The sequence below is a fragment of the Mycobacterium sp. genome, from assembly GCF_052145595.1.
Lineage (GTDB): Bacteria > Actinomycetota > Actinomycetes > Mycobacteriales > Mycobacteriaceae > Mycobacterium.
Genome location: NZ_JBKQOI010000134.1, coordinates 1 through 22901, shown reverse-complemented (window position 1 = coordinate 22901; position 22901 = coordinate 1). Strand labels below are relative to the sequence as shown.

Annotated in this window: 21 protein-coding genes and 1 pseudogene; 9 read left to right on the top strand and 13 right to left on the bottom strand. The window is 67.7% G+C overall.

Annotated features, from left to right (window positions below; genetic code table 11):
* From ACLP4W_RS12285 to ACLP4W_RS12265, 5 genes and pseudogenes are all read right to left on the bottom strand, one after another.
* Positions 1-720: hypothetical protein (locus tag ACLP4W_RS12285; RefSeq protein WP_442386397.1), on the bottom strand; the 720-nt coding region annotated here is incomplete at its 3' end.
* Positions 721-731: 11 nt separating this feature from the next.
* Positions 732-1211: pseudogene (locus ACLP4W_RS12280) on the bottom strand (NADH pyrophosphatase zinc ribbon domain-containing protein); the annotation flags it as partial.
* 182 nt (positions 1212-1393) lie between these two features.
* Positions 1394-2464, bottom strand: a complete 1071-nt coding sequence (locus ACLP4W_RS12275) for a potassium channel family protein (RefSeq protein WP_442386396.1) — start codon at positions 2462-2464, stop codon at positions 1394-1396.
* A gap of 94 nt (positions 2465-2558) precedes the next feature.
* A complete protein-coding gene (locus tag ACLP4W_RS12270; RefSeq protein WP_442386402.1) occupies positions 2559-5891 on the bottom strand; it encodes an ATP-dependent helicase in 3333 nt (1110 codons plus the stop codon).
* Positions 5849-9016, bottom strand: a complete 3168-nt coding sequence (locus ACLP4W_RS12265) for a PD-(D/E)XK nuclease family protein (RefSeq protein ID WP_442386395.1) — start codon at positions 9014-9016, stop codon at positions 5849-5851. Before ACLP4W_RS12265 ends, ACLP4W_RS12270 begins: the two co-directional genes overlap by 43 nt.
* 165 nt (positions 9017-9181) lie before the next feature.
* On the opposite strand from ACLP4W_RS12265, the gene ACLP4W_RS12260 reads away from it, so the two are divergent.
* The 3 genes from ACLP4W_RS12260 to ACLP4W_RS12250 are packed head-to-tail and all read left to right on the top strand — an operon-like array spanning position 9182 to position 10534.
* On the top strand, positions 9182-9391 hold the full coding sequence (locus tag ACLP4W_RS12260; RefSeq protein ID WP_442386401.1) for a hypothetical protein: 210 nt from the start codon (positions 9182-9184) through the stop codon (positions 9389-9391).
* 46 nt (positions 9392-9437) lie between these two features.
* Positions 9438-10223 (top strand): alpha/beta fold hydrolase, encoded by a 786-nt coding sequence (locus ACLP4W_RS12255; RefSeq protein ID WP_442386394.1) that lies wholly within the window; start codon positions 9438-9440, stop codon positions 10221-10223.
* Positions 10224-10225: 2 nt separating this feature from the next.
* Complete coding sequence (locus ACLP4W_RS12250; protein WP_442386393.1) at positions 10226-10534, top strand: MGMT family protein; 309 nt, start codon at positions 10226-10228, stop codon at positions 10532-10534.
* On the opposite strand, the gene ACLP4W_RS12245 is transcribed toward ACLP4W_RS12250, so the two are convergent.
* From ACLP4W_RS12245 to ACLP4W_RS12235, 3 genes are all read right to left on the bottom strand, one after another.
* Positions 10531-11385 (bottom strand): TIGR02569 family protein, encoded by an 855-nt coding sequence (locus ACLP4W_RS12245; protein WP_442386392.1) that lies wholly within the window; start codon positions 11383-11385, stop codon positions 10531-10533. The genes ACLP4W_RS12250 and ACLP4W_RS12245 overlap by 4 nt on opposite strands.
* A 36-nt stretch (positions 11386-11421) precedes the next feature.
* Entirely contained in the window at positions 11422-12609 is a 1188-nt protein-coding gene (gene moeZ, locus ACLP4W_RS12240) for an adenylyltransferase/sulfurtransferase MoeZ (protein ID WP_442386391.1), read from the bottom strand.
* 291 nt (positions 12610-12900) lie between these two features.
* On the bottom strand, positions 12901-13926 hold the full coding sequence (locus ACLP4W_RS12235; RefSeq protein WP_442386390.1) for a DUF3152 domain-containing protein: 1026 nt from the start codon (positions 13924-13926) through the stop codon (positions 12901-12903).
* Between the two features lie 197 nt (positions 13927-14123).
* Between ACLP4W_RS12235 and ACLP4W_RS12230 the strand changes: the two genes are divergently transcribed.
* Positions 14124-14810, top strand: a complete 687-nt coding sequence (locus tag ACLP4W_RS12230) for a TetR/AcrR family transcriptional regulator (RefSeq protein ID WP_442386389.1) — start codon at positions 14124-14126, stop codon at positions 14808-14810.
* Positions 14811-14895: 85 nt separating this feature from the next.
* Here ACLP4W_RS12230 and ACLP4W_RS12225 read toward each other — a convergent pair whose 3' ends face one another.
* Together ACLP4W_RS12225 and ACLP4W_RS12220 are read right to left on the bottom strand one after the other, a co-directional pair.
* The gene (locus ACLP4W_RS12225; protein ID WP_442386388.1) at positions 14896-15150 is read right to left on the bottom strand and encodes a PE family protein; all 255 of its coding nucleotides are present in this window, start codon (positions 15148-15150) and stop codon (positions 14896-14898) included.
* 247 nt (positions 15151-15397) lie between these two features.
* Positions 15398-15661 (bottom strand): DUF3107 domain-containing protein, encoded by a 264-nt coding sequence (locus tag ACLP4W_RS12220; protein ID WP_442386387.1) that lies wholly within the window; start codon positions 15659-15661, stop codon positions 15398-15400.
* 379 nt (positions 15662-16040) lie between these two features.
* On the opposite strand from ACLP4W_RS12220, the gene ACLP4W_RS12215 reads away from it, so the two are divergent.
* Positions 16041-16598: an MmpS family transport accessory protein gene (locus ACLP4W_RS12215; protein WP_442386400.1), complete on the top strand. Its 558-nt coding sequence runs from the start codon at positions 16041-16043 to the stop codon at positions 16596-16598.
* A gap of 16 nt (positions 16599-16614) precedes the next feature.
* Here ACLP4W_RS12215 and ACLP4W_RS12210 read toward each other — a convergent pair whose 3' ends face one another.
* Positions 16615-17310, bottom strand: coding sequence for a ferritin-like fold-containing protein (locus ACLP4W_RS12210; protein ID WP_442386386.1), 696 nt, complete (start codon positions 17308-17310; stop codon positions 16615-16617).
* A 101-nt stretch (positions 17311-17411) separates the two neighbouring features.
* Positions 17412-17558 carry a hypothetical protein gene (locus ACLP4W_RS12205; protein ID WP_442386385.1) on the bottom strand — a complete coding sequence of 49 codons (147 nt, stop codon included), beginning with the start codon at positions 17556-17558 and terminating at the stop codon, positions 17412-17414.
* 30 nt (positions 17559-17588) lie between these two features.
* Here ACLP4W_RS12205 and ACLP4W_RS12200 point away from each other — a divergent pair, with 30 nt between their 5' ends.
* Both ACLP4W_RS12200 and ACLP4W_RS12195 read left to right on the top strand, forming a co-directional pair.
* Complete coding sequence (locus ACLP4W_RS12200; protein WP_442386399.1) at positions 17589-19112, top strand: DEAD/DEAH box helicase; 1524 nt, start codon at positions 17589-17591, stop codon at positions 19110-19112.
* Between the two features lie 15 nt (positions 19113-19127).
* Positions 19128-20354 (top strand): Rv3212 family protein, encoded by a 1227-nt coding sequence (locus ACLP4W_RS12195; RefSeq protein ID WP_442386384.1) that lies wholly within the window; start codon positions 19128-19130, stop codon positions 20352-20354.
* 30 nt (positions 20355-20384) lie between these two features.
* On the opposite strand, the gene ACLP4W_RS12190 is transcribed toward ACLP4W_RS12195, so the two are convergent.
* A complete protein-coding gene (locus tag ACLP4W_RS12190; RefSeq protein WP_442386383.1) occupies positions 20385-21185 on the bottom strand; it encodes a ParA family protein in 801 nt (266 codons plus the stop codon).
* 129 nt (positions 21186-21314) lie between these two features.
* Between ACLP4W_RS12190 and ACLP4W_RS12185 the strand changes: the two genes are divergently transcribed.
* Complete coding sequence (locus tag ACLP4W_RS12185) at positions 21315-21926, top strand: acid phosphatase (RefSeq protein ID WP_442386382.1); 612 nt, start codon at positions 21315-21317, stop codon at positions 21924-21926.
* 44 nt (positions 21927-21970) lie between these two features.
* On the top strand, positions 21971-22901 hold a 931-nt coding region (locus tag ACLP4W_RS12180; protein ID WP_442386398.1), incomplete at its 3' end, for an isochorismate synthase.

The window sequence follows — 22901 nt, the reverse complement described above, 5'->3', positions numbered from 1 at the left end:
TCCATTCGTGCTGATCGTCGATGTGATCGCATAGATCGTCACGGTTCCATCATGATTGTGGCGCCCGGCAATATTGCAGCAACCGCCGGTCGCGGGATTTAGCGACGACGGATAATTCGCCACGCCGTAGGGCACGCCGATATTCAAGCCGTCCTGCAAAACGTAGAGCATCGTCCAAGTTCCATTCACCAGGCTCCACTTCTGCAATCCGGCGGTGGCCAGGCTCTGCGCATCCGCTACGTTGCCATTCACAGGAGGCGACACCAATGTTCCGTCCCCCTCGTCGCAAACATACAACGTAGTCGCATTCGCAAACCAGATCCCGAACGGAAACGCCGTGGAGGTACTCGCGGTAGTGCTCGGGAATCCCGGCAAAATCGTGATGGGCACAGTCGCGAGATCCGCTGCGGTGCCATTTGGCAGCGTGCCTGTGCTACCGACCTGGTACACGGTGTTGATGCCGTTGCCTCCGCTGCCTTTGGTGATGTACAGCGTATTGTTGAAGATCGTCATGCCGCGAAAGTTTGTGTCTTTCCCCGGCTTATCCGTACCAATCTCAAGGCGCCCGATCATGGTGATATTGGGCGGCACAGGCGCCACTTGTCCCGGCACAAGCAGTTCCGACCCCGTCGCATTGATTAGGTCGATTCCAATCTGCGTGATCGGCAGCTGCTTCTTGGACAAGTTGCCGCTGTTGTCGTTTCCGACCATATAGAACAAGCCGTTGCCAACTCCTCATGACCATTGACCGGATTCACCCGTGACCAGCCCGCCCTGGCCGGTTTGGTGGGTGAGCCGTCGGCCGCGCTGAATCGCGCACTGTCATGCCAATTCAGCAGCGCGACCGCCGACGACACCAGTTGGCTGCTGGTGTCATCGATGATCGCGCCAAGACCGCGAAGGTTCACCACCTCGGCCTGCACGTCGGGATCCTCGGGTGCCTGCAGCGCGGCCCGGATGGCCCAGACGTGGCGGCCACTCGCTATGCGACCCAGGAACACCGCGTTCGTCGGCGGCTTGTCGCCCAGCCCAGCCGCGGCGCCAAGCACCACCCGGCCGTCGGCGACCAGCACCTGATTGCGCGAATCCACCCGCAACAGCGCCGCATCCGCCCATCCCGCAGTCGCCGCCTCGACATCGGTGCGTAGCTGGTCGGCCCGGTCGGCGCCGACACGCGACAGCAACGGGACATTCCGCAGCTGAAAGTCCACGCTATCCCCGCCCTAGTTCCTCGCGTGGCGACCCGCTGCGCCCGGCCCCACCCCGCCCGCGACCCCCACCGAACCCAACGCATGACGACCCGCCGCGCCCGACCCCACCCCGCCCGCGACCCCCACCGAACCCAACGCATGACGACCCGCCGCGCCCGGCCCCACCCCGCTCGCGATCGCCATTAGTGCCCCGCGTTTCGGATGTAGACCAGCCGGTCGGTGGCCTCGATGGCGTCGACCTCGGGGGCACCGATGCGCAGTAGGTGGCCGTCACGCACCACACCAAGCACGATGTCGCGCAGATGCCGCGGGGACCCTCCGACTTCGGTCTGCTCCACTTCGCGTTCGGCGATAGCCAGCCCGACGTCGGGAGTCAACAGGTCCTCGATCATCTGCACGACGCTGGGCGTGCTGGTGGCAAGACCGAGCAGCCGACCGGCGGTCGCCGAGGAGACCACCACCGAGTCCGCGCCCGATTGCTGCAGGAGGTGCTGGTTCTCGGCCTCCCGGATTGACGCCACGATCTTGGCCTTGGGTGCAATCTCCCGCGCGGTCAATGTGACCAGCACCGCGGTGTCGTCGCGGCTGGCGGCGACGACGATCGAGGCCGCGTGTTGAGCGCCGGCCAGTCGCAGCACATCGGCTTTGGTGGCGTCGCCGTGCACGGTGACCAGCCCGGCGGTTGCGGCATGCTCGAGGGCGGTCCGGTCGGTGTCGACGACGACGACTTCGCCCCGCGCGTCTTCGTCGCCAAGGATGGCGCCGACGGCCGTTTTGCCCTTGGTGCCGTAGCCGATCACGATGGTGTGGTTGCGCACTTTGCTCCTCCAACGCTGAATCTTCCATCCCTGCCGGGACCGCTCGGAGAGCACTTCGAGCGTGGTGCCGACCAACACCGCCAGGAACGCGATCCGCAGCGGCGTGAAGACGACGGTGTTGACCAAACGCGCGGCTTCGGTGTACGGCGTGATGTCGCCGTAACCGGTCGTCGACAGTGACACCGCAGAGAAGTACAGGCAGTCCAGGAAGGTCAGCCGCTCGCCCCGCACGTCGCGGTAACCATTGCGGTCCAGGTAGACGACGGCGGCGGCGGCCAACAGGACCACCAATGCGATGGCCACTCGGCGCGTGATGACGCGGACGGGGCTGCCGTGATATTCGGGGATGCGCAGTACGCCGACCAACTGGTGACCGGGCTGGGCGGTCAGCGTTTCGTCCAGCCCGCTGAGTTGCCGCGACCTACCGTTGCGCACGGCGGTCCGTCATCGGCTTGACGCCAGCGCACGAGACAGGCACGAACCCAAATGTAACCACGATCGCGGTTCGCCCAATACTCGGGCAGCGCGGTCACACCTCAACAGAGCCGCCGGCCAACAACCCGGCCAGCTCAGCGGGATCAGGCAGTTCATCGGGGGCGACTGTGGCGCCGGTGCGAACGTAATAGAAGGCGGTGCGCACCGATGATTCCGGGACACCAGATAATGCGGCCCAAGCCAAGCGGTAGACGGCGAGCTGGACAGCGGCCTGCCGCAAAGCTTCCGGCCCGTGCGGCGGCTCACCGGTCTTCCAGTCCACGACGGTGACACCGCCATCGGGGTCGGCGAACACCGCGTCGATTCGGCCGCGCACCAGCGTGTCGCCGATTGGCATCTCGAAAGGCACCTCCACGGCGACGGGGGTGCGAGCCGCCCAATGCGATTCGGCGAACGCCGCCTGCAACGTGGCCAATTCCCGGGTGTCGCCGACGTCGGAGTCCACCGCGCCCGGCAAGTCGCCGAGATCGAACAGCCACTCGGCACCGTAGAACTGCTGCACCCAAGCGTGAAACGTATTGCCCAGCAACGCATGTGGGTCGGGACGCGTCGGCAGCCGATGCATCAACCGCTGCGCCGCGCCCTCCGGATCGCGGGCCAGATCTACCAGACCGCTGACCGACAACTGACTGGGCAGAGTGCGGGCAGGCGCCCGCGCCGCCCGCGCCCGCTCAGCCAACAACGCGTCGACGTCGGCGGCCCAGCCGTCGATGTCGGCACCAGGATCGGCCGCGTCGGCCGACATGGCCTTGACCACCAGCCCCGCCCCGCGTTCGACATCGCCGCGGCGCGCGGCCAGCGGGTCGGCGGGCCAAATCGCTTCGACGACGTTGTCGCGCAGTGGGTTTCGTTCGCCATCGGCGGGTGCGGGTGCCCACTCTTCCACCACCCCACACGGATCGCCCGCTGCGGCCGAACGGTCGATGACGCCCTTGAGTTCGCACAAGAATTCCGACGGGCCCCTCGGTTTGATCCCGGTGGAGCCCCAATGATGGCCGGATACCAGCAGGGTGTCCTCCGCCCGGGTGATGGCCACGTAAAGCAATCGGCGCTCCTCGTCGACGCGCCGCTGATCGAGTTGGCGGCGATGCTCGGAGATCTTGTCCGACAGCTGCTTTCGATTGGTGACATCCGAGGTGTCCAGCACCGGGATGCCCAATGAGCCCGCCGAGGCGCGGTCGCCGCGCAGTAGCGGTGGAAGTTCGGCGGCGTCGGTGAGCCAGCTGCTCCTCGACGCGGTCGACGGAAAGATTCCGCCCGACAGGTGCGCCACCGCGACCAATTGCCACTCCAAACCCTTCGCCGAGTGCACCGTGAGTACCTGAACCCGGTCACGGGCGACCGCCAACGGGGCGGGCGGCAAACCGTTCTCGACTGTCTCGGCGACATCCAGGTAGGCCAGCAGGCCGGCCACGGATGCCGTCGCCGACAGGTCCGTCGCGCCTGTCGTGGCGGTCGCCCGTTCGGCGTAGGCGGCGACGACGTCGGCGAATGCGTCGAGGTGTTCGGCGCCGGCCCAAGTCTCCGGGGCCATCGCATGGCGTGACCGGACTTCGCAGTCGACGCCCAGTACGCGTCGCACCTCGGCGACCAGGTCGGGCAGGGAATGGCCGAGGTGGCCGCGCAGGGCGCTCAGTTCGGCGGCCAGCGTGGTGATGCGCCGATATCCCGCAGCCGAATACGAGGCGGCCGGGCCGGGATCGCTGATCGCGTCGGCCAGGCACGCGGTGTCGGCGTCGGTTCCGGCCGCCATCGCGATCGACTCGGGCGAGGGCGTCGCGCCTGCGCCCGGTCCCCCGCCGAGGGCGAGCGCGCGCTGCCACAGCGCGGCGATATCTCGGCCACCGAGGCGCCATCGAGGACCTGTCAGCACCCGCATCGCCGCCGCACCGGCCGTTGGGTCGGCGACCAGCCGCAGCATGGTTACGACGTCGGCTACCTCGGGGACGGAGAGCAGCCCGGCCAGCCCCACCACCTCCACCGGGATTCCGCGCGCGCGAAGGGCATCGGCGACGGGTGCAGCGTCGGCGTTGCGGCGTACCAACACCGCGGCGGTCGGCGGGCTGACGCCACCGGCTCGGGCTCGCTGGTACTGCCCGTGGATATGGGCGGCGATCCACTCGCTTTCGGCCCCAACATCAGCAAGCAGCGCACAGCGGACGGTGCCGGGCGGGGCGTCCGGCCGGGGGCGCAATGCATGGACGGCAACCGATCGTCGCCGCGCCTCGGCCGATATGGCGTTGGCTACCTGCAGGGTTCGCGGCGGGTTGCGCCAGCTGGTTCGTAGCTCCAAGACCTGCGCGGGGGTGCCGTCTGAGCGGGGGAAGTCGGTGGTGAACCGCGGCAGGTTGGTCGCCGAGGCACCACGCCAGCCGTAGATCGACTGAATCGGGTCGCCGACGGCCGTCAGCGCCAAGCCGTCGTCGCAGCCGCCCCCGAACAGTGCCGACAGCGCGATGCGCTGGGCGTGCCCGGTGTCCTGGTACTCGTCGAGCAGCACCACCCGGTAGCGGTTCCGCAGCTCCTGGCCGACCTGCGGGAACGTCACCGCCAGCCGTGCGGCGGCTGCCATCTGCGCGCCAAAGTCCATCACCTTAGCGGTGCGCATGCGCTCGTGCAGCGCGTCCAGCAGCGGCACCAACTCGGCGCGCTCGGTCTGGGTGGCCAGCAGCCGCAACAGCCACTGACTGGGCCCGCGGTCGCGCTGGTACGGACCGGCCGGCAGGGTGTGGATGAGCCGCTCCAGCTCCACGTGGGTATCGCGGAGCTGCCGGGTGTCCACCAGGTGCTCGGCCAGCTGACCCCACAGCCGCAGCACCATCGAGGTGACCGCCGCCGGCGTCTTGTCTGTGCGAAGCTCCCGGCGGTACCGGTTGACCACGTCGAAAGCCAGCTGCCACAGCTCGGTCTCGCTGAGCAACCGGGTGTCGGGCTCAATGGGCAACAACAGCCCGTAGTCACGTAGCAACGAGCCGGCGAAAGCGTGATAGGTGCTGACCACCGGAGCGCCCACTGGCTCGAGCACTGCCGTGCCGCCCGCGCCCAGAGCGATGCCAGCCAACCGGGCGAGCCGGGACCGGACTCGGCGCAGCAGCTGGCCGGCGGCCTTGCGGGTGAACGTCAGTCCCAGCACCTGGCCGGGTTCGGCGTAACCGTTGGCGATGAGCCACACCACCCGCGCGGCCATCGTCTCGGTCTTGCCGGCGCCGGCCCCCGCGATGACCACCAGCGGGCCAGGAGGCGCGGCGATGACAGCGGCCTGCTCGGCGGTGGGTGGGAAAAGCCCCAGCGCGCTTGCCAATTCAGCCGGGCTGTAGCGAGGGTTCACAGCGGTCCCGTCCCGTCGGTGCCGGTGTGTGCCGGACAGCACGGCCGTATCGGGCAGTTCGTGCAACCGTCGTTTCGTCGGGCGATGAACTGCGGCCCGGCTGTCGCGTCGGCTGCCAGCCGGACGAGGTTGCGCCATTCGTCTCGGGCGCCCGCCGTCAACGGGTCCTGCTCGCGTTCGGTGGCACCCGCGGCCCCGGTCTTGCCGATGTAGACCAGCCGCGCGCCGCCGGGCTCGTCACCTTCGGGCACCATGCCTTCGGCCACCGCCAACTGGTACATGGCCAGCTGTGCGTGTTGCTGGGCATCGTCTTTACTGACCGGTGTTTTGCCGGTCTTGATGTCGACGATGACCAGCCGGCCGGCTCCGTCGCGCTCCAGCCGGTCGACCCGGCCCCGCAGCCGAATTTCGCCGCAGTCGTCGCGCGGTATCCCGAGGGTTCCTTCGATGTCGACCTCGATGCCGACCTCGGTCAGTTCGCCTCGGGTCTGCGCTCGCCACTCGGCGAACGCCTCGATCATTGCGCGGTGCCGGGCCAGTTCATTGGCCGAATGCCATCGGGCGTCGAAGGGCAGATGCTTCCAGACCCGGTCCAGGTCGGCCAGTAATTCGGATCCGCTTTTGTCCGGTTCTGCGAGCAACGCGTGCAGCAACGAGCCGATGGTCGACCGCAGGTCACGCGCGTTGGCTCCGCCGTGCCGTTCGGCCAGCCAGCGCAGCGGGCAATCGTTGAGCGCCTGCAGGGTCGACGGCGTCAACGTGACGAGATCGCCGCCGCCTCGAAGTGGTTCACTGGTGCTGACCGGGATCAGGCCGTGCCAGCCGGCCGGGTCGGCGCCCGACACTCCGGCTTTGGCCAGCCGGGCCAATTGCGTTGCCGCACATTCGCGAGTGACGTCGTCCACAGCGCCGTCGGGCGCACACACGACACCGCGCAACCGGCCCACCAGCGCTGGCGCGGACAATACCCGCGGCGCTGAAACCGGCTGCAGCACTTCGGGATCACCGTCGCCACCGGCGCACTGAGCGACCTCGAAAAAGAACGGTGAGGGCAGCGCAGCCTCCCGGCCCGCCCCACCCGTGTCGCTGTCCACGGCCGTCACCAGCAACCGGCGACGGGCCCGGCCCATCGCCGCGATCAGCAACCGGCGCTCCTCGGCCAGCAGCGGAGCCCGCACCGAGGCGTCCTCGGTGACGCCGTCCAGCACGTCGAGCAACCGCTGGGTGCCCAGCACGCCGCCGCGCGGAACGGTGTTGGGCCACAACCCATCCTGCAAGCCGGCGATGACCACCAGATCCCATTCGTGTCCCAGTGCGGCGTGCGCGCTGAGCACGCCGACCTGCTCCGCCGCGGACACCGGCTCGGGGTTGACACCCGGCAGTTGCAGCGCCTCGACGTGCTCGACGAGTCCGCGCAACGACGCACCGGATGTGCGGGACACGTAGTGGTCGGTGATGTCGAACAACGCGGTCATCGCCGCCAGGTCCCTGGTGGCCTGGGCGCCGACGGGGCCGCCGCGCTCGCAGGCCGACAGCCAACGCTTCTGCAGACCGGACCGGTGCCAGGCGGCCCAAAGCGTGTAGCGGGGATCTGCCCCGCAAGCGGGTGGTGCCCCCTGGCCTGCACGATGACAGCGCGCGGCCGCGTCCAGCACCGCACGCACCCGCTGCAGCGGGCGAGACTGCGCTCCGGGGAGCGGCGTGTCACCCGACAACGCCTTGACCAGCAGCCCTGTGAAGTCGCCAGACGGATGATCGGGGTTGGCGCGCAGCAGTGTTCGGCGCAGCTGCCGGAGCGACACCGGGTCGACGCGACCGATAGGCCCGGTCAGCAACGCCAGCGCCTGTTCGCCGTCCAATCCGTTAGCGCTGGCCGCCAGAACGGTGAGCAACGCGCGGGCCGCCGGCTCCTCGGACAACGGTCCGCCTACTGCGGCTGCGCCCACCGGGACTCCGGCGGCGGCCAAAGCGCGCGGCAACCGGGCGCCGACCCGCGGCACCGAACGGACGATGACCGCCATCCGCGACCACGGAATCCCGTCGATCAGGTGCGCTCGCCGCAACGCGTCGGCGATCATCGCCGCCTCCGCGTGGGCCGAGGCGGCCAACTGCACCGTGACCGATCCATCCTGATCCCCAGTGCCATCGATCTGCCTGCCTCTGCCGCCACCGGGCAGTCGGCGCGCGATGCCGCTGACGGCCCGCGCTACCGCCGGGGCACAGCGATGCGACAACATCAAGGACACGGCCGGGGTGTCTTCGTCGAGGAGCCCGGCGGGCTCACCGCCCCGGAAGCCGAACACCGCTTGGTTGGGGTCGCCGGCGACCAGCGCCAGGTCTGCGCCCGCCGCCAGCACCCGAACCAGGCTGGCCGCCTGCGGGTCAAGTTGCTGGGAGTCGTCGACCAACAAGACGCGGACTCGGCCGCGTTCGGCCGCCAGCAATTCGGGATCGACCGCGAAAGCTTCCACCGCGGCACCTACAAGTTCGGCGGCGCCCAGCGCCGGCGTAGTCGCCTGCGGCGCCGCCGTACCGACCGCCGCCCGCAGCAACATCACCTGCTCGTACTGGCGCGCGAACTGACCGGCGGCGGTCCATTCCGGACGCCGGCACCGACGGCCCAGTCGCTGAAGTTCTTGCGGGTCCACACCGCGTTCGGAGCAGCGCGCCAACAGGTTTCGCAGTTCGGTGGCGAAGCCGGCGGTGCTCAGAGCGGGCCGAAGATGAGCCGGCCACGCGGTCGCTGCGTGCGGCCCGTCCTCGAGGTCACCGGCCAGCAGTTCCCGGATGATGGCGTCCTGTTCGGCGCTGGTGACCAGCCGTGGTGGTGCATCGCCGGCACGCTCGGCGGCCCGGCGCAAGACCGCGTACGCGTAGCTGTGCACGGTGCGTACCAACGGCTCGCGAACAGCGGCCCGGCAGAAACCGGTGGCGCGTGCTAGCAGCAACGCCGTCGTCAACATGCTGCGCGCGCGCATCCCGATCCGACCCGAACCGGTAAGCAGCAGAACCGATTCCGGGTCGACGCCGGCGCCGATCTGAGCGATGGCGGCGTCTACCAGCAGGCTGCTCTTCCCCGTGCCGGGCCCCCCGAGAATACGCACCTGGCCGCGTAAGCCGGGCTCCACGACAGCACGCGCCTCGGAGTCCCAGGTGTATGACATGGCTGCATGCAATCACGAGGGTCCGACAAGTCGGCCCGCTCGCCGCGCGCGGATTTGCAATCCTGCCGAGCAAGGCGTGAACTTGTCGGCATCACCCGGATACTGGACCCGGATACTGGACGTGCAAGCCGAAGCACCCCGCCGGGTAAGGAGGGAGTGAAGATCGTGAATGACGTCGAGGGCGTTGGTCCCGATGACGGCGTGCCCGAAGCAGACGCGGCGGAACAACATCAGGCTGTCGATTTCGACGACGAAGCCGGCTTGGACACCACGTACTTGAATGCCGACGCCGAGGACCGCGAAGCCAACGAAGCCGACGTGATCGAGCAGGCTTTCATCGTCCCCGCCGATGACGACTGGGATGACGACCACTAGAGCCCACCCAGGAGCAGCCGTCGACCCGGCTGGCACCATCAATCGGGTGACCGCCGATCTTCACGTGCAGCACTACGGTCCGGCCGGACCGGTGCGGATGCTCGCCATTCATGGGCTGACCGGTTACGGGGGGCGCTGGCAGCACTTGGCCGGCTACCTGCCCGAAATCGCCATCGCCGCACCCGATCTGCTTGGTCACGGGAACTCATCGTGGGCAGCGCCGTGGACCATCGACGCCAATGTCTCAGCGTTGGCCGCGCTCCTCGACGATAGGGCCGACGCGCCGGTGCTGGTGGCTGGTCACTCATTCGGCGGCGCGCTGGCAATGCATCTGGCCGCGGCTCGGCCGGATCTGGTGGCTTCGCTGCTGCTGCTCGACCCGGCGGTCGGATTGGACGGCCTGCGGATGCGCGACATCGCGCAGGCGATGTTTTCCTACCCCGACTACCCGGACGCCGAGGAAGCCCGCATGGAAAAGACCAACGGCTCCTGGGCTGACGTGGACCCCGCGCTGCTCGACAGCGAGATCGACGAGCACCTGATCAAGCTGCCAAGCGGGCGGTATGGCTGGCGCGTCAGCATGCCGGCGATGATGTCCTATTGGAGCGAGTTGGCCCGCGATAGCGTGCTGCCGGCGGCTGGAACGGCGACGACGCTGGTGCGAGCAACCCGGACCTCGCCGCCATATGTCGGTGATCAATTGGTCGCGGGTCTTCAAGATCGGTTGGGATCCGATTTTGCGCTGCTGGATTTCGAGTGCAATCACATGGTGCCGCACGCCAAGCCCGCCGAAGTCGCCGCGCTGATCCGCGACCTGTTGGAGGGTCGCTGACCGTGGCGCCGGTGACCGACAAGCAGGTCGAGCGGGTGCGTTCGCTGGTCGCGGCAATCCCATCCGGCCGGGTCGCCACGTACGGTGACATCGCGGATGTCGCAGGGCTTTCCAGCCCTCGCATCGTCGGATGGATCATGCGGACGGACTCCTCGGACTTGCCGTGGCACCGAGTGATCACCGCGTCCGGGCGGCCGGCGCGACATTTGACCACCCGGCAACTGGAATTGCTGCGCGCCGAAGGCGTTCTCGCCGTCGACGGCAAGATCGCACTGCGCGAGGTCCGCTACGAGTTCCCGCCGGGGATTTAGAGCACCAGCCGGATCAGGGCCGCGGTGCGGGCCAGACCCGGGAACGCGTCCGCGGTCGATCGCGGGTGCAGCGCGTGGACCGCCAGGCGAAACATCAACGCCCGCAGCAACATCTGCGGCCACTCCGGCAACGCGTTCCAGCGTTCGATGAGTCCGTCGTCGGCCTCGCCCCAGGACAACGCGTCGACGACCGCCACGCCCGCCGCCCATGACGCGGGCCGCCAGTAGGGCGTGATGTCGGTGATCCCCGGCGCCGCGGTGCCGATGAAAAGCACTGTCCCGTAAAGATCTCCGTGTACCACCTGGTTGGGGCTCTTCGTCGGCTTGCGCAGGGTGGCGAGCTGGTTGATCAGCTCTACGGATCGCTGGCTGTCCGCCGTCGGCGGGGCCGTCTGCACGCCCGGCGGCACCGACTGCAACGGCCGTTCCTCCCACGCGGCGCGGTCGGCGGCGATGAAGACATCGACGTCCCCCCATGGCGCGGTGGGCCCCTGGGTCAGGAATCGGGGGCGTTCCAGTTTGCCGGTCGCCTCGTGCAGGCGCACCGCCGCCGAGACGACCTCGTCATGCCTGGGCTCCGGCGTACCGGCGACGAAGGTGTCTGCCCGCCACCCCGACACCACGTATCGCCCGTCGGTCGAGCGGACCGGCCGGGCCAGCCGAACCCCGTCCACGAACAACGTCTCCCGCACCCGGGCCGACCAGGCCGCGCGGGCGTGGTCAGCCACAATCGACAAGACGACTTCGCCGCATCGCCAGCCGCCTTCCCAGCTGGCACCCAGTGGGACGGGCTTCACGCCAGTCAAACCGAACGCCGACAGCACATGCTCGGGCGGTGGCTGCACTGTCACACGGGTAGCCTAAACGAGCCCTTCGGGGGTATTGGGTCAGTACATCACCATGTCGGGCTGCATCTGTTTGGCCCACGCCACGATGCCCCCCTGCAGATGAACCGCATCGGAAAACCCGGCCTTCTTCACCGCCGCCAGCGCCTCGGCCGAGCGCACGCCCGTCTTGCAGTACAGCACGGCCTTGCGGTCGTGCGGCAGCTGTGCCAGGCCCTCACCGGAACTGATCAGCGATTTCGGGATCAGCTGAGCACCATCGATGTGATTGATGTCCCACTCCACGGGCTCACGAACGTCGATCAGAGCCAGTTTCTTGCCCGAGTCCAGCAACTCACGCAACTCCCGCGGGGTGATGGTCGAGCCGGTGGCCGCCTCGGCCGCTCCCTCGGAGACCACACCGCAGAATTCCTCGTAGTCGATCAGTTGGGTGATCTTCGGCGTGGACGGGTCCTTGCGGATCTTGATCGTGCGGTAGCTCATCTCGAGCGCGTCGTAGATCATCAACCGGCCGAGCAGCGGTTCGCCGATCCCGGCGATCAGTTTGATCACCTCGGTGCCCATCACGGACGCGATGGACGCGCAGATGATGCCCAGGACGCCGCCTTCCGCGCACGACGGCACCATTCCAGCTGGTGGCGGCTCTGGGTAGAGGTCCCGGTAGTTCAGGCCCCGCCCATCGGGAGCGTCTTCCCAGAACACCGAAACCTGGCCTTCGAAGCGGTAGATCGACCCCCACACGTACGGCTTTCCGGCCAGCACCGCGGCGTCGTTGACCAGATACCGGGTGGCAAAGTTGTCGGTGCCGTCGACGATCAAATCGTACTGCTTGAACAGGTCGACGGCGTTGCCGGGCTCCAGCCTGAACTCGTGCAATCGCACCTCGGTCATCGGGTTGATCGCGGCGATCGAGTCCCGCGCCGACTGGGCTTTGGACCGTCCCACGTCGGCCACACCGTGGATGATCTGACGCTGCAGGTTGGACTCGTCGACGACGTCGAAGTCGACGATGCCAATGGTGCCGACGCCGGCGGCGGCCAGGTACAACAGCGTCGGCGCGCCGAGGCCGCCCGCGCCGATCACCAGGACCCGGGCGTTCTTGAGCCGCTTCTGTCCGTCCACGCCCAGATCGGGGATGATCAGATGCCGGCTGTAGCGGGCCACCTCTTCGCGACTCAGCTGGGGTGCGGGTTCGACCAGCGGCGGCAGTGATGTCTGGGATGTCGACACCGAACATCTCCTCGGTTAGCTTCGCGACTCAACTTCTCTAGGCGTTTTCCAGGCGTCGTCCAGAACCATCACAGCAGTTGAGACATACAACGGCAAACAACTGCGGTTGCTTCCCGACTCTGACCGATTGCGTTCCCAGAGCGTCGAGCCTGCGATAGCGGCGCCGAGCCTGCGCTCAGATCGCGGTTGAGTCGTCAACCACACGGTGTGCGCAGTCTCGGCGCACGCCGGCGCTAGGCCCGATCGCCCGCCTTCTCCTCACGCCGCTGCGCGGCGTGCATCGTCGGCGGGCTAGGCGATCGGATACGGCCAGGGATTGAATCGGCAGGTCTTCCCGTCAGCCTTGACGACATCGGGGTCGAATTTGGCGGCATCGTCATTCGACGTGGAGAACGTCTGCTGCATCATCACCGGCGCCAGACCACCTTGCTGTTCGCACGGCTCGTGGCGCACATACCCGATGGCGTGACCGACTTCGTGGTTGATCACATACTGCCGGTAGGAACCCACGTCGCCTTCAAAAGGCATGGCTCCGCGCACCCAGCGCGCCTCGTTGATGAATACCCGCGCCTGCCGCTCGGGCCCGTATACGGGGTTGTAGCAGGACGTCTCGAGCCGGAATTCATAGCCGCACCCGTCCCGCACCGTCACGGGAGACGTCAGCGAGATCCGGAAGTCGGGTTTGCCGTTGTCGATCCGGATGAACGCGAATTGCGGGTTGTGCGTCCAGCCCTTGGGATTGGCCAGCGTCTGCCCGACCATCTGCGCAAAGGCGTCGTCCCCGCCGAACATCGTGGTGTCAAGGCCGTTCTCGACCTCCACGGTGTACCGGAACACCTTGGCGGTGCCCTTACCGACCTGCGGCGTCGCACCCGGCACTACACGCCAGGTCTTGTCGCCCGCTTCGGAGAAGGGGCCGCCGTCCGGCAGCGTCCCGGCCGGCAGGTTGGCATCGAACGCGGCGAGCCCGCGAGGTGGCGCGTCGATGATTGCCGTGCCCACCGCGCCGATCGCGGGCGGGCTCTGGATGGGTTGACTTGCCGTTGGTTTAGGCGCACCAGTGCCGGTGACCGTCTGATAGACGACCAATGCGGTGAGCATCACCAGAACGGGCAGCGCATACGCGCGCCAGCCATAGGTGGATACGAAGCGTCCCAGCCAGGTTTGCTTACGCCATTGGCGCGGCCGGTCACGGTCGGCGCGGGGCCGTCCGGCGTCCCGCGCGATCGGATCACGCAGGGCCCGAAGTGGTTCTCGCCACTCGTCGCGCAGGACCGGAACTCGACCGGTGCCACGCGTAGGCCGCTGGGACATCATTTCCCCAGGATCGCATAGCCGGCACCGCGACCGCCCCTGGCGCGCCCGGCCGCACCGCCTGACACCGTTTCTGCCAGCGGCGACGGCCACGATCATGATAGGTAAGGGGGCACGGGTAGTAATGTCGTTTCGACGAGCGGCGCGGTTGGCCTCGGCGGTGTCCGACGGTCAGTTGCCCACAATCAGATGAGGACTCGATGAGCGAACTCGTTAAGGGGGCGGCACGGCGTGCCGTCAGACCGGCTGACCGCGGTCGGCCGGGAGACCCCGCCGCGGCGACCAACCGGCGCGGCAATCGGTTGCCCCGGGACGAGCGTCGCAGCCAATTGCTGGTAGTTGCCAGCGATGTCTTTGTCGACCACGGCTACCACGCGGCCGGTATGGACGAGATCGCCGAACGGGCGGGGGTCAGCAAACCCGTTCTCTACCAACATTTTTCAAGCAAGCTGGAACTGTATTTAGCGGTGCTGCAGCGGCACGTCGAAAACCTGGTCTCGGGCGTACAGCAGGCATTGCGCACCACCACCGACAACAGGCAGCGGTTGCACGCGGCGGTCCAGGCGTTCTTCGACTTCATCGAGCACGACAGCCAGGGTTACCGGCTGATCTTCGAGAACGACTACGTCACCGAGCCCGAGGTCGCCGCCCAGGTGCGGGTCGCCACGGAATCGTGCATCGACGCGGTGTTCGCCCTGATAGCCGAGGATTCCGGACTGGAACCGCACCGCGCCCGGATGATCGCAGTCGGCCTGGTCGGCATGAGCGTCGACGCGGCGCGGTACTGGCTGGACGCCGACCGCCCGATCTCCAAGTCCGACGCCGTCGAGGGCACCGTGCAGTTCGCCTGGGGCGGGCTGTCACACGTCCCGCTTACTCGCTCTTAGCGGAGACCACCCACGTTCACGCAGGGGCATTGCCCGGTCATCATCACCGACCGCTAACCGGCGCCACCCCCATCGCCGCCGCGGGCTATGTCATCCCGTTATTTCCGGGTGCGCCGAGGAGGAGCAGGCTGCCGGTGCCGCCGGTACCGGGGGTGCCCTCCGGCGTACCAGGCCCGGCGTTGCCGCCGTTCCCGGCGTTGCCGATGATCAGCCCACTATTGCCGCCGTGACCGCCGTTCCCGCCCGGCCCGAAGGAATTCCCGCCGGCGCCGCCGGCACCGCCGGAGCCCAAGAGCAGGCTGGCGTCATCGACCCATCGGGATCGCCCAGGGTATTGCAAAAAGTAAGGCCAGGAGGATTGCTCCCGTGTTTTCCATGACTTCGTTTCCTTTTGAAGGACTCTTGGAGACGGGGCCACTGGCTACCGTTCGATGGTGCCGCGCAGCAGTGCAACTGACGCGAGTAGTCCACTACCTGTCTTGTTTCGACGTTCGCCAAGACCAGTCGCTATCGCAGCAGGTAACAGGCATATTGTGGCTGGTATCGGCTGTGCGGAGCAACTAGACACACGTCCCGCTTACTCGCTACTAGCGGCCTTTCCCCGCAGCCTTCGCGGCCGCATCCGCCCCGATTCCGAAGCCGACCTTGCGGGCGTCGGCAACACCGATCTCGACATAGGCGATCTTGGCGGTATGAATCAGGAAGCGACGGCCCCTGTCGTCGCTCAGGTTGAGTAGCCCCGAGCCCTCACGCAGTGCGGCCGTGACGAGTTCTTCGACTTCATCCGGCGTCTGCGTACTGGATAGGACCAGTTCGCGCGGACTGTCCGTTATACCGATCTTGACCTCCACGGTGGCCCCTTCCATTGCTGTTGAAGGTATTGAAGTCGTCAGACGTGTCAGCAGCAGGCTAGTGGACGCGGCGGGCGGGCTCTGATGCAGATCGGCCGGCGAGGCCCGTCGCACCTTCGCGGTGAGCGCAACCGCAAGCCGCCCGCAGGTAACGATTAGCTTCCAGCCTGGTCAACGCGGCCTGCGAGACCGCATGCTCGTTATTCACATCGGTAACATCGGCACCATCAGCAACACACTCCACCACCTCGACGGCCTAGTCCATGACTACCCCGACGAGAGCCATCAAGCCGACGGAGCCGACGACGACGGCTACGGCGAGCTGGCCTGGCCGGCCGACAGTCGCTGGCGCCCGGTTGCCGCGGTTCTCGGCGCAGTGGTGGCCCTTGGCGCTGTTGCTACCGCTGTCATCATCAACAGCGGAGACAGCGCATCGACGAAGGCCACCGTGGGGGCGCCGGCTCCGCGAACGCTGACCTCGGCGCCCGCAGCGCCCAAGACGACGGTCCCACCCAGCGCATCGCCCACCCCCTCACCGAGCACCTCTCGGGCGCCCCAATTGCCGCCGGAGACCGTCACCACCCTGGCCCCGCCCAGCGACGTGCCGACGCAAACCCCAACCGCCGCACCGCCTCCCATCGGCGCGCCACCACCGACCGCGATGAACCCGCGCACCGTGGTCTACAGCGTGACCGGGACGAAGCAACTGCTGGACCTGGTGAGCGTGGTCTACACCGATGCCCGGGGCTACCCGCAGACCGAGTTCAATGTTTCGCTGCCATGGTCGAAGGTGATCGTCCTGAATCCGGGCGTCCAGACCGAATCGGTTGTGGCGACCAGCTTCTACGGCCGGCTCAATTGCTCGATCCTCAATGCCGCCGGTCAACCGGTGGTGGCGTCGACCAACAACGGGATCATGGCGACCTGCACGCGCTGAGCGGGTAGGACCTGGGTCAGCTCAGACCGAGTTCGTGCATCCGACGGTCGTGCGTCCGCTCCAGACGGTCGAAGAACGCTCCGAGCTGGCCGAGGCCGGCGGGGCCGGATACCACCAGGTCGACCAGCTCGTCGTGGTCGGCCAGCAGGTACTGGGCCTGCGTGATCGCTTCGCCGAACAGGCGGCGCGACCACAGCGCCAGCCGGCTGCGCTGTTTGCCGCTGGCGGTCACGGCGGCACGCACTTCGGCGACGACGAACTGCGAGTGCCCGGTCTCCGACAGCGCCGCCCGTATTACGTCGGCAACCTCGTCGGGCAGCCCATCGGCGATCTCGAGATACAGGTCGGCCGCCAGGGCATCACCGACATAAGTCTTCACCAAAGCTTCCAGCCACGTACTCGGCATGGTCAGCCGGTGGTAATTCTCCAGCGCGGAGACGTATTTCGACATCGCCGACACGACATCGACGCCGCGGCTTTCCAAGGCGTCACGCAGCAGCTCGTAGTGCTGCATCTCGGCGGCGGCCATGCTCGCCATCGAGATCCGTCCTCGTAGGTCGGGCGCCATTCGCGCCTCGTCGGTGAGCCGGTAAAACGCGGCGATCTCGCCGTATGCCAGCACCGCGAACAATTCGTTGACGCCCGGATGATCTGCCGAAAGCTCCGGGGCGGGCGGATCGTCCACCCGGTCGGCGGGGTAGGGCGAAGTCATGGCAACACTCTAGTCGGCGGACTTAGCGGAAAATGGGGGCCAGCCGTCCACCAGCTATCATGATTACAGGTATTGGCTAAATTTCTTCAAAGCACCACTACCTAGGAAGTGTGCGCGCACAGCTGGCCCGCCCGGGCTGAGCACCGCTCAGGCAGAGCGGCGGCCGGCAACTCGGCGACGTATTCGGAGTCGGAACCCGTGCGCGCGTGACCGCCACAGAAGAACACCGACAGAAACCGATACGTCACCGAAAGGCTCTCCATCCGCGTATGACCGCACTGACAAGCACAACTGAAACTACCCAAATAACATTTGCCAAAATTGGCGTCCGCGACGAAATCGTCCGCGCACTTGCCGAAAAAGGTATCGAGAACCCATTTGCTATCCAGGAACTGACCCTGCCGCTGGCGCTCGCCGGCGAAGATGTGATCGGCCAGGCCCGCACCGGCATGGGCAAGACGTTCGCGTTCGGCGTGCCACTGCTGCAGCGCGTCACGGCCGAATCCGGAACCAGGCCACTCACAGGCGCGCCTCGAGCCCTGATCGTGGTGCCTACCCGGGAGCTGTGCCTGCAGGTCACCAATGACCTGGGGACCGCGGCCAAGTATCTGACCGCTGAGGACGGCCGCCGGTTGTCGGTGGTGTCGATCTACGGCGGGCGTCCCTACGAGCCGCAGATCGAGGCGCTGCGCGCCGGTGCCGACGTGGTCGTGGGCACCCCGGGCCGGCTGCTCGACCTGTGCCAGCAGGGCCACCTGCAGCTGGGCGGCCTGTCGGTGCTGGTGCTCGACGAGGCCGACGAGATGCTCGACCTGGGCTTCCTTCCCGATATCGAGCGCATCCTGCGTCAGATCCCGGCCGACCGGCAATCGATGCTGTTCTCGGCGACCATGCCGGACCCGATCATCACGCTGGCCCGCACGTTCATGGTCCAGCCCACGCACATCCGGGCCGAGGCACCGCACTCCGCGGCGACCCACGACACCACCGAGCAGTTCGTCTACCGCGCCCACGCGATGGACAAGATCGAGCTGGTCAGCCGCATCCTGCAGGCCAGCGGCCGGGGCGCGACGATGATCTTTACCCGCACCAAGCGCACCGCACAGAAGGTGGCCGACGAGCTGGCCGAACGCGGATTCGCGGTTGGCGCGGTGCACGGTGATCTCGGGCAGATAGCGCGCGAGAAGGCGCTCAAGGCGTTTCGCGCCGGCGATATCGACGTGCTGGTCGCCACCGACGTCGCCGCCCGCGGCATCGACATCGACGACATCACCCACGTCATCAACTACCAGTGCCCCGAGGACGAGAAGATGTACGTCCACCGCATCGGTCGCACCGGCCGAGCCGGCCGCACCGGTATCGCGGTCACCCTGGTGGACTGGGACGAACTGCCCCGCTGGACGATGATCGACAAGGCCCTGGGCCTGGGCTCCCCGGATCCGGCCGAGACCTACTCCAACTCGCCGCACCTGCACGCCGAGTTGGGCATTCCGCCCGAGGCGGGCACCACGCTAGGTGCGCCGCGTAAGTCGCAGGTCAAGCACCGCGACACGGGGACGTCGGAGAGTTCCGGGAAGTCTGGACGCACGCGCTCCGGCGCGCCGCGGCGTCGCACCCGCGGCGGGCAACCCGTCACCGGACACCCCACCGGCGGCGCGGCCGCCAGCGGCACCAACGGTGAAGCCAGCACCGACACGCCGTCCGGTAAGTCAGCGACCGGCCGGCGCCGCCGTCGCCGCCGCAAACCCACTGAAGCCACTGAAGCCACCGCAGCCACCGCCGCCGCAGCGCAGGCCAACTAAAACCCGCGCCGGCGCATGGTCAGACCCGAACGCCGGACCAAAGCCGACATCTTGGCCGCCGCGACGATCGCGGTAGTCGTCGCCGCGGTCGCGGCGCTGATCTGGTGGACCAGCGACGCCCGGGCCACCATCAGTCGGCCGGCCGCAGTTCCGGCACCCAACCCGACTCCGGCCAAGGAAGTGCCGGCCGCCCTGAATCAGCTGTGGACGGCCCAAAGCCCCGCCACCGCTGCGCCTGCGGTGGTGAGCGGGATGGTCGTCACCGGCGACGGCCACCAGGTCGACGGGCGCGACCCCGGCACGGGCCAGTCCCGCTGGAGCTACGCCCGTGACAGCGACCTGTGCGGGCTGTCCTGGGTCTACCACTACGCCGTCGCCGTCTACAAAGACGACCGCGGATGCGGGCAGGTCAGCACCCTCGATGGGTCCACGGGTCATCGCGGAGCCACTCGCAGCGGCTACGCCGATCCGCGGGTGCGCCTGTCCTCCGACGGCACGACGGTGTTGTCGGTCGGCGACACCAGGCTGGAACTGTGGCGCTCCGACACGGTCCGGATGCTGGCCTACGGCGAGACCGACGCCCGGGTGAAACCGTCGGCGCGGGGACTGAACTCCGGATGCCGGCTGATCTCGGCGGCGGCCAGCTCGTCGGCGGTATCGGTGCTCGAGAGCTGCGTGCATCAGACTGACCTGCGGCTCGTCCTTCTGCGCCCCGGCAAAGACGACGACGAACCCCAACAGCACGTCGTGGCCGAGCCCGGCATCGGGGCGGATTCGGGTGCTCGCGTGCTGACCGTCTGGGAGAACAACACGGCGGTGTACCTGCCCGCGCCGCAGCCCAGGGTTGAGGTGATCGACGAGACCGGCACCACCGTGTCGAGCACACTGCTTCCCAAGCCGCCTTCGGGCTCGGCGGTGGTCTCCCAGGCGGGCAACCTGATGACCTGGTGGACCGGCGATGCCCTGATGGTCTTCGAGGCGAACAACCTGACGCTCCGCTACACCATTGCCGCGGGTGAGACGACGGCCCCGTTGGGCCCGGGGGTGATGATGGCGGGTCGCCTGCTCGTGCCGGTCAGCGGCGCGATCGGTGTCTACGACCCGCTCAGCGGAGCGAACGAGCGGTACATTCCGGTCGACCGGGCGCCCAGCACCATGCGACCCGGAAGGGCCGTGGTCCCGGCCGTGTCGGGATCCAGGGTGTTCGAGCAGCGGGGCGACACCGTGGTGGCCCTGGGCTGAGCGGTTCCGGACCGCCCCGATAAATCTCGGCTAAATCTCGACCGCGAACGTCGGCAGCGGTTTGCCGGTCTTCCAGTGCTTGAGCAACGCCCTCGCCAGCTCGGCGTAGGCCACCGCGCCTTTGTTCTTGCGCCCGGCCATCACCGACGAGCCGGAGGCGCTGGCTTCGGCGAAACGCACCGTGCGCGGGATCGGCGGAGCAAGCACCGGCAGGTCGTAGCGGTCGGCGACGTCGAGCAATACGTCGCGGGTGTGGGTGGTACGGGAGTCGTACAGCGTCGGCAATGCGCCCAGCAGCCGCAGATCCGGGTTGGTGATCTGCTGGACATCGACGACCGTGCGCAGGAACTGGCCGACGCCGCGGTGCGCGAGCGTCTCGCACTGCAGCGGCACGATTACCTCGTCGGCTGCCGTCAGGCCGTTGAGGGTAAGCACCCCCAACGATGGCGGGCAGTCGATGACGATCACGTCGAACTGGTCGGCGAGCTTGGCCAGCGCGCGCTTGAGCGCATATTCGCGGCCGGCCCGCATCAGTAGCATCGCCTCAGCGCCCGCCAGGTCGATGTTTGCCGGCAGCAGCGTCATTCCCTCCATCGTCGTGACCAAAGCGGCGCTTGGCTCCACGTCACCGAGCAGGACCTCGTGTATGGACACCGGCAGTTTGTCGGGATCTTGGCCAAGCGAGAAGGTCAAACAACCCTGCGGATCCAAGTCGACCAGCAGCACTCGCCGATCCTCGTCGACCATCGCCGCACCCAGCGAGGCAACCGTCGTCGTCTTGGCCACGCCACCCTTTTGGTTGGCCACCGCCAATACCCGGGTCTTAGTCACAGGCGCCGCTCCTCCTCATCGCTTCACTCTGCATCGTCGCCGCGCGGTCACAATGCCCATCCTGGCATGTTCACCCGCCGTGCGCTTCGGCCCACAGGTACGGCGCGTCGTCGGGCAGAATCAGTCGGCATGGGCTTGCACAACCACCGACTTGTACTGCTCCGCCATGGCGAGACCGCCTGGTCGAAATCCGGCCAGCACACTGGCCGCACCGACATCGAGCTCACCGATACCGGCCGGGTTCAGGCCGAGCTTGTCGGGCGAGTTCTGAATGAACTGAAACTCTCCGACCCGCTGGTGATCAGCAGCCCGCGAATACGTGCCCTGATCACAGCCAAGTTGGCCGGGCTCACCGTCGACGAGGTATCTCCGCTGATTGCTGAATGGGATTACGGCTCCTACGAGGGGTTAACGACCGCGCAGATCCACGAATCGGTTCCTGATTGGCTGATCTGGACGCACGGTTGCCCCGGCGGCGAGAGTGTGGCGCAAGTCAGCGACCGCGCCGATCGGGCCCTCGCACTCGCTTTAGAGCACATGACCTCGCGCGACGTGTTGTTCGTGGGCCATAGCCACTTTTCCCGCGCGGTGATCACGCGCTGGGTCGAGCTGCCGCTCGTCGAGGGTAGCCGCTTCTGGATGCTCGCCGGCTCGATCGCCGTGTGCGGGTTCGAGCATGGCGTGCGACAGCTCGCTGCGCTCGGATTGACCGGCCTCCCGCAGGCGATCGCACCCGGGTGAGCGCCCCCGAACCGCCGTTCGCACTATGTGGTCCGGACGGGACCATGGTTGCCGACGGGGTGCGGACGCGCTTTTGCGACGTGCGGATGGCACAAGCGGCGCTGCGCTCGGGTCGGGCTCCAATAGTGTTGGGTGCGTTGCCTTTTGACGTGGACAGAGCCGCAGCGTTGCTGGTGCCGGACGCCGTGCTTCCCACCGATGGGCCGCCGGACTGGCCGACGGGCCCACTGCCCGCGGTGCGCATCGTCGCCGCTTTGCCGCCGCCGGCCGAGTATCGCGACCGCATCAGCCGCGCACGAGATGTGCTTGCCGCACAGGGCAATTCGCTGCGCAAGGTGGTGCTGGCCCGCGCATTGCAACTGGTCGCCGACGCTCCGCTGGATGCGCGCGTCATCCTGCGCCGGCTCGTCGCCGCGGACCCGGCCGCCTACGGCTATCTGGTCGACTTATCCGCCGCCGGCGACGACTATGCGGGCATGGCGCTGGTGGGCGCCAGCCCGGAACTTCTGGTGGCACGTTCCGGCGACCGCGTCATGTGCCGGCCGTTCGCCGGTTCGGCCCCACGCGCCGCCGACCCGGACGTCGACGCCGCCAACGGCGCCACCCTGGCAGCTTCGGCGAAGGACCGTCATGAGCACCAGCTGGTGATCGACGCCATGCGGGCCGCCTTGGAGCCACTCTGTGACGACCTGACAATCGCCCCCGAGCCGGAACTGAGCCGCACCGCAACTGTCTGGCATCTATGCACACCGATCAGCGGCCGGTTACGCGACAAGTCAACCACCGCAATCGATCTGGCGTTGGCGCTGCATCCTACGCCGGCGGTCGGAGGGGTGCCGACGAAGGCAGCGACCGAGCTCATCGCCGAGCTGGAAGGTGATCGCGGTTTCTATGCCGGGGCCGTGGGCTGGTGCGACGCCAGCGGCGACGGCCACTGGGTGGTGTCCATCCGCTGCGCGCAGCTGTCGGCAGACC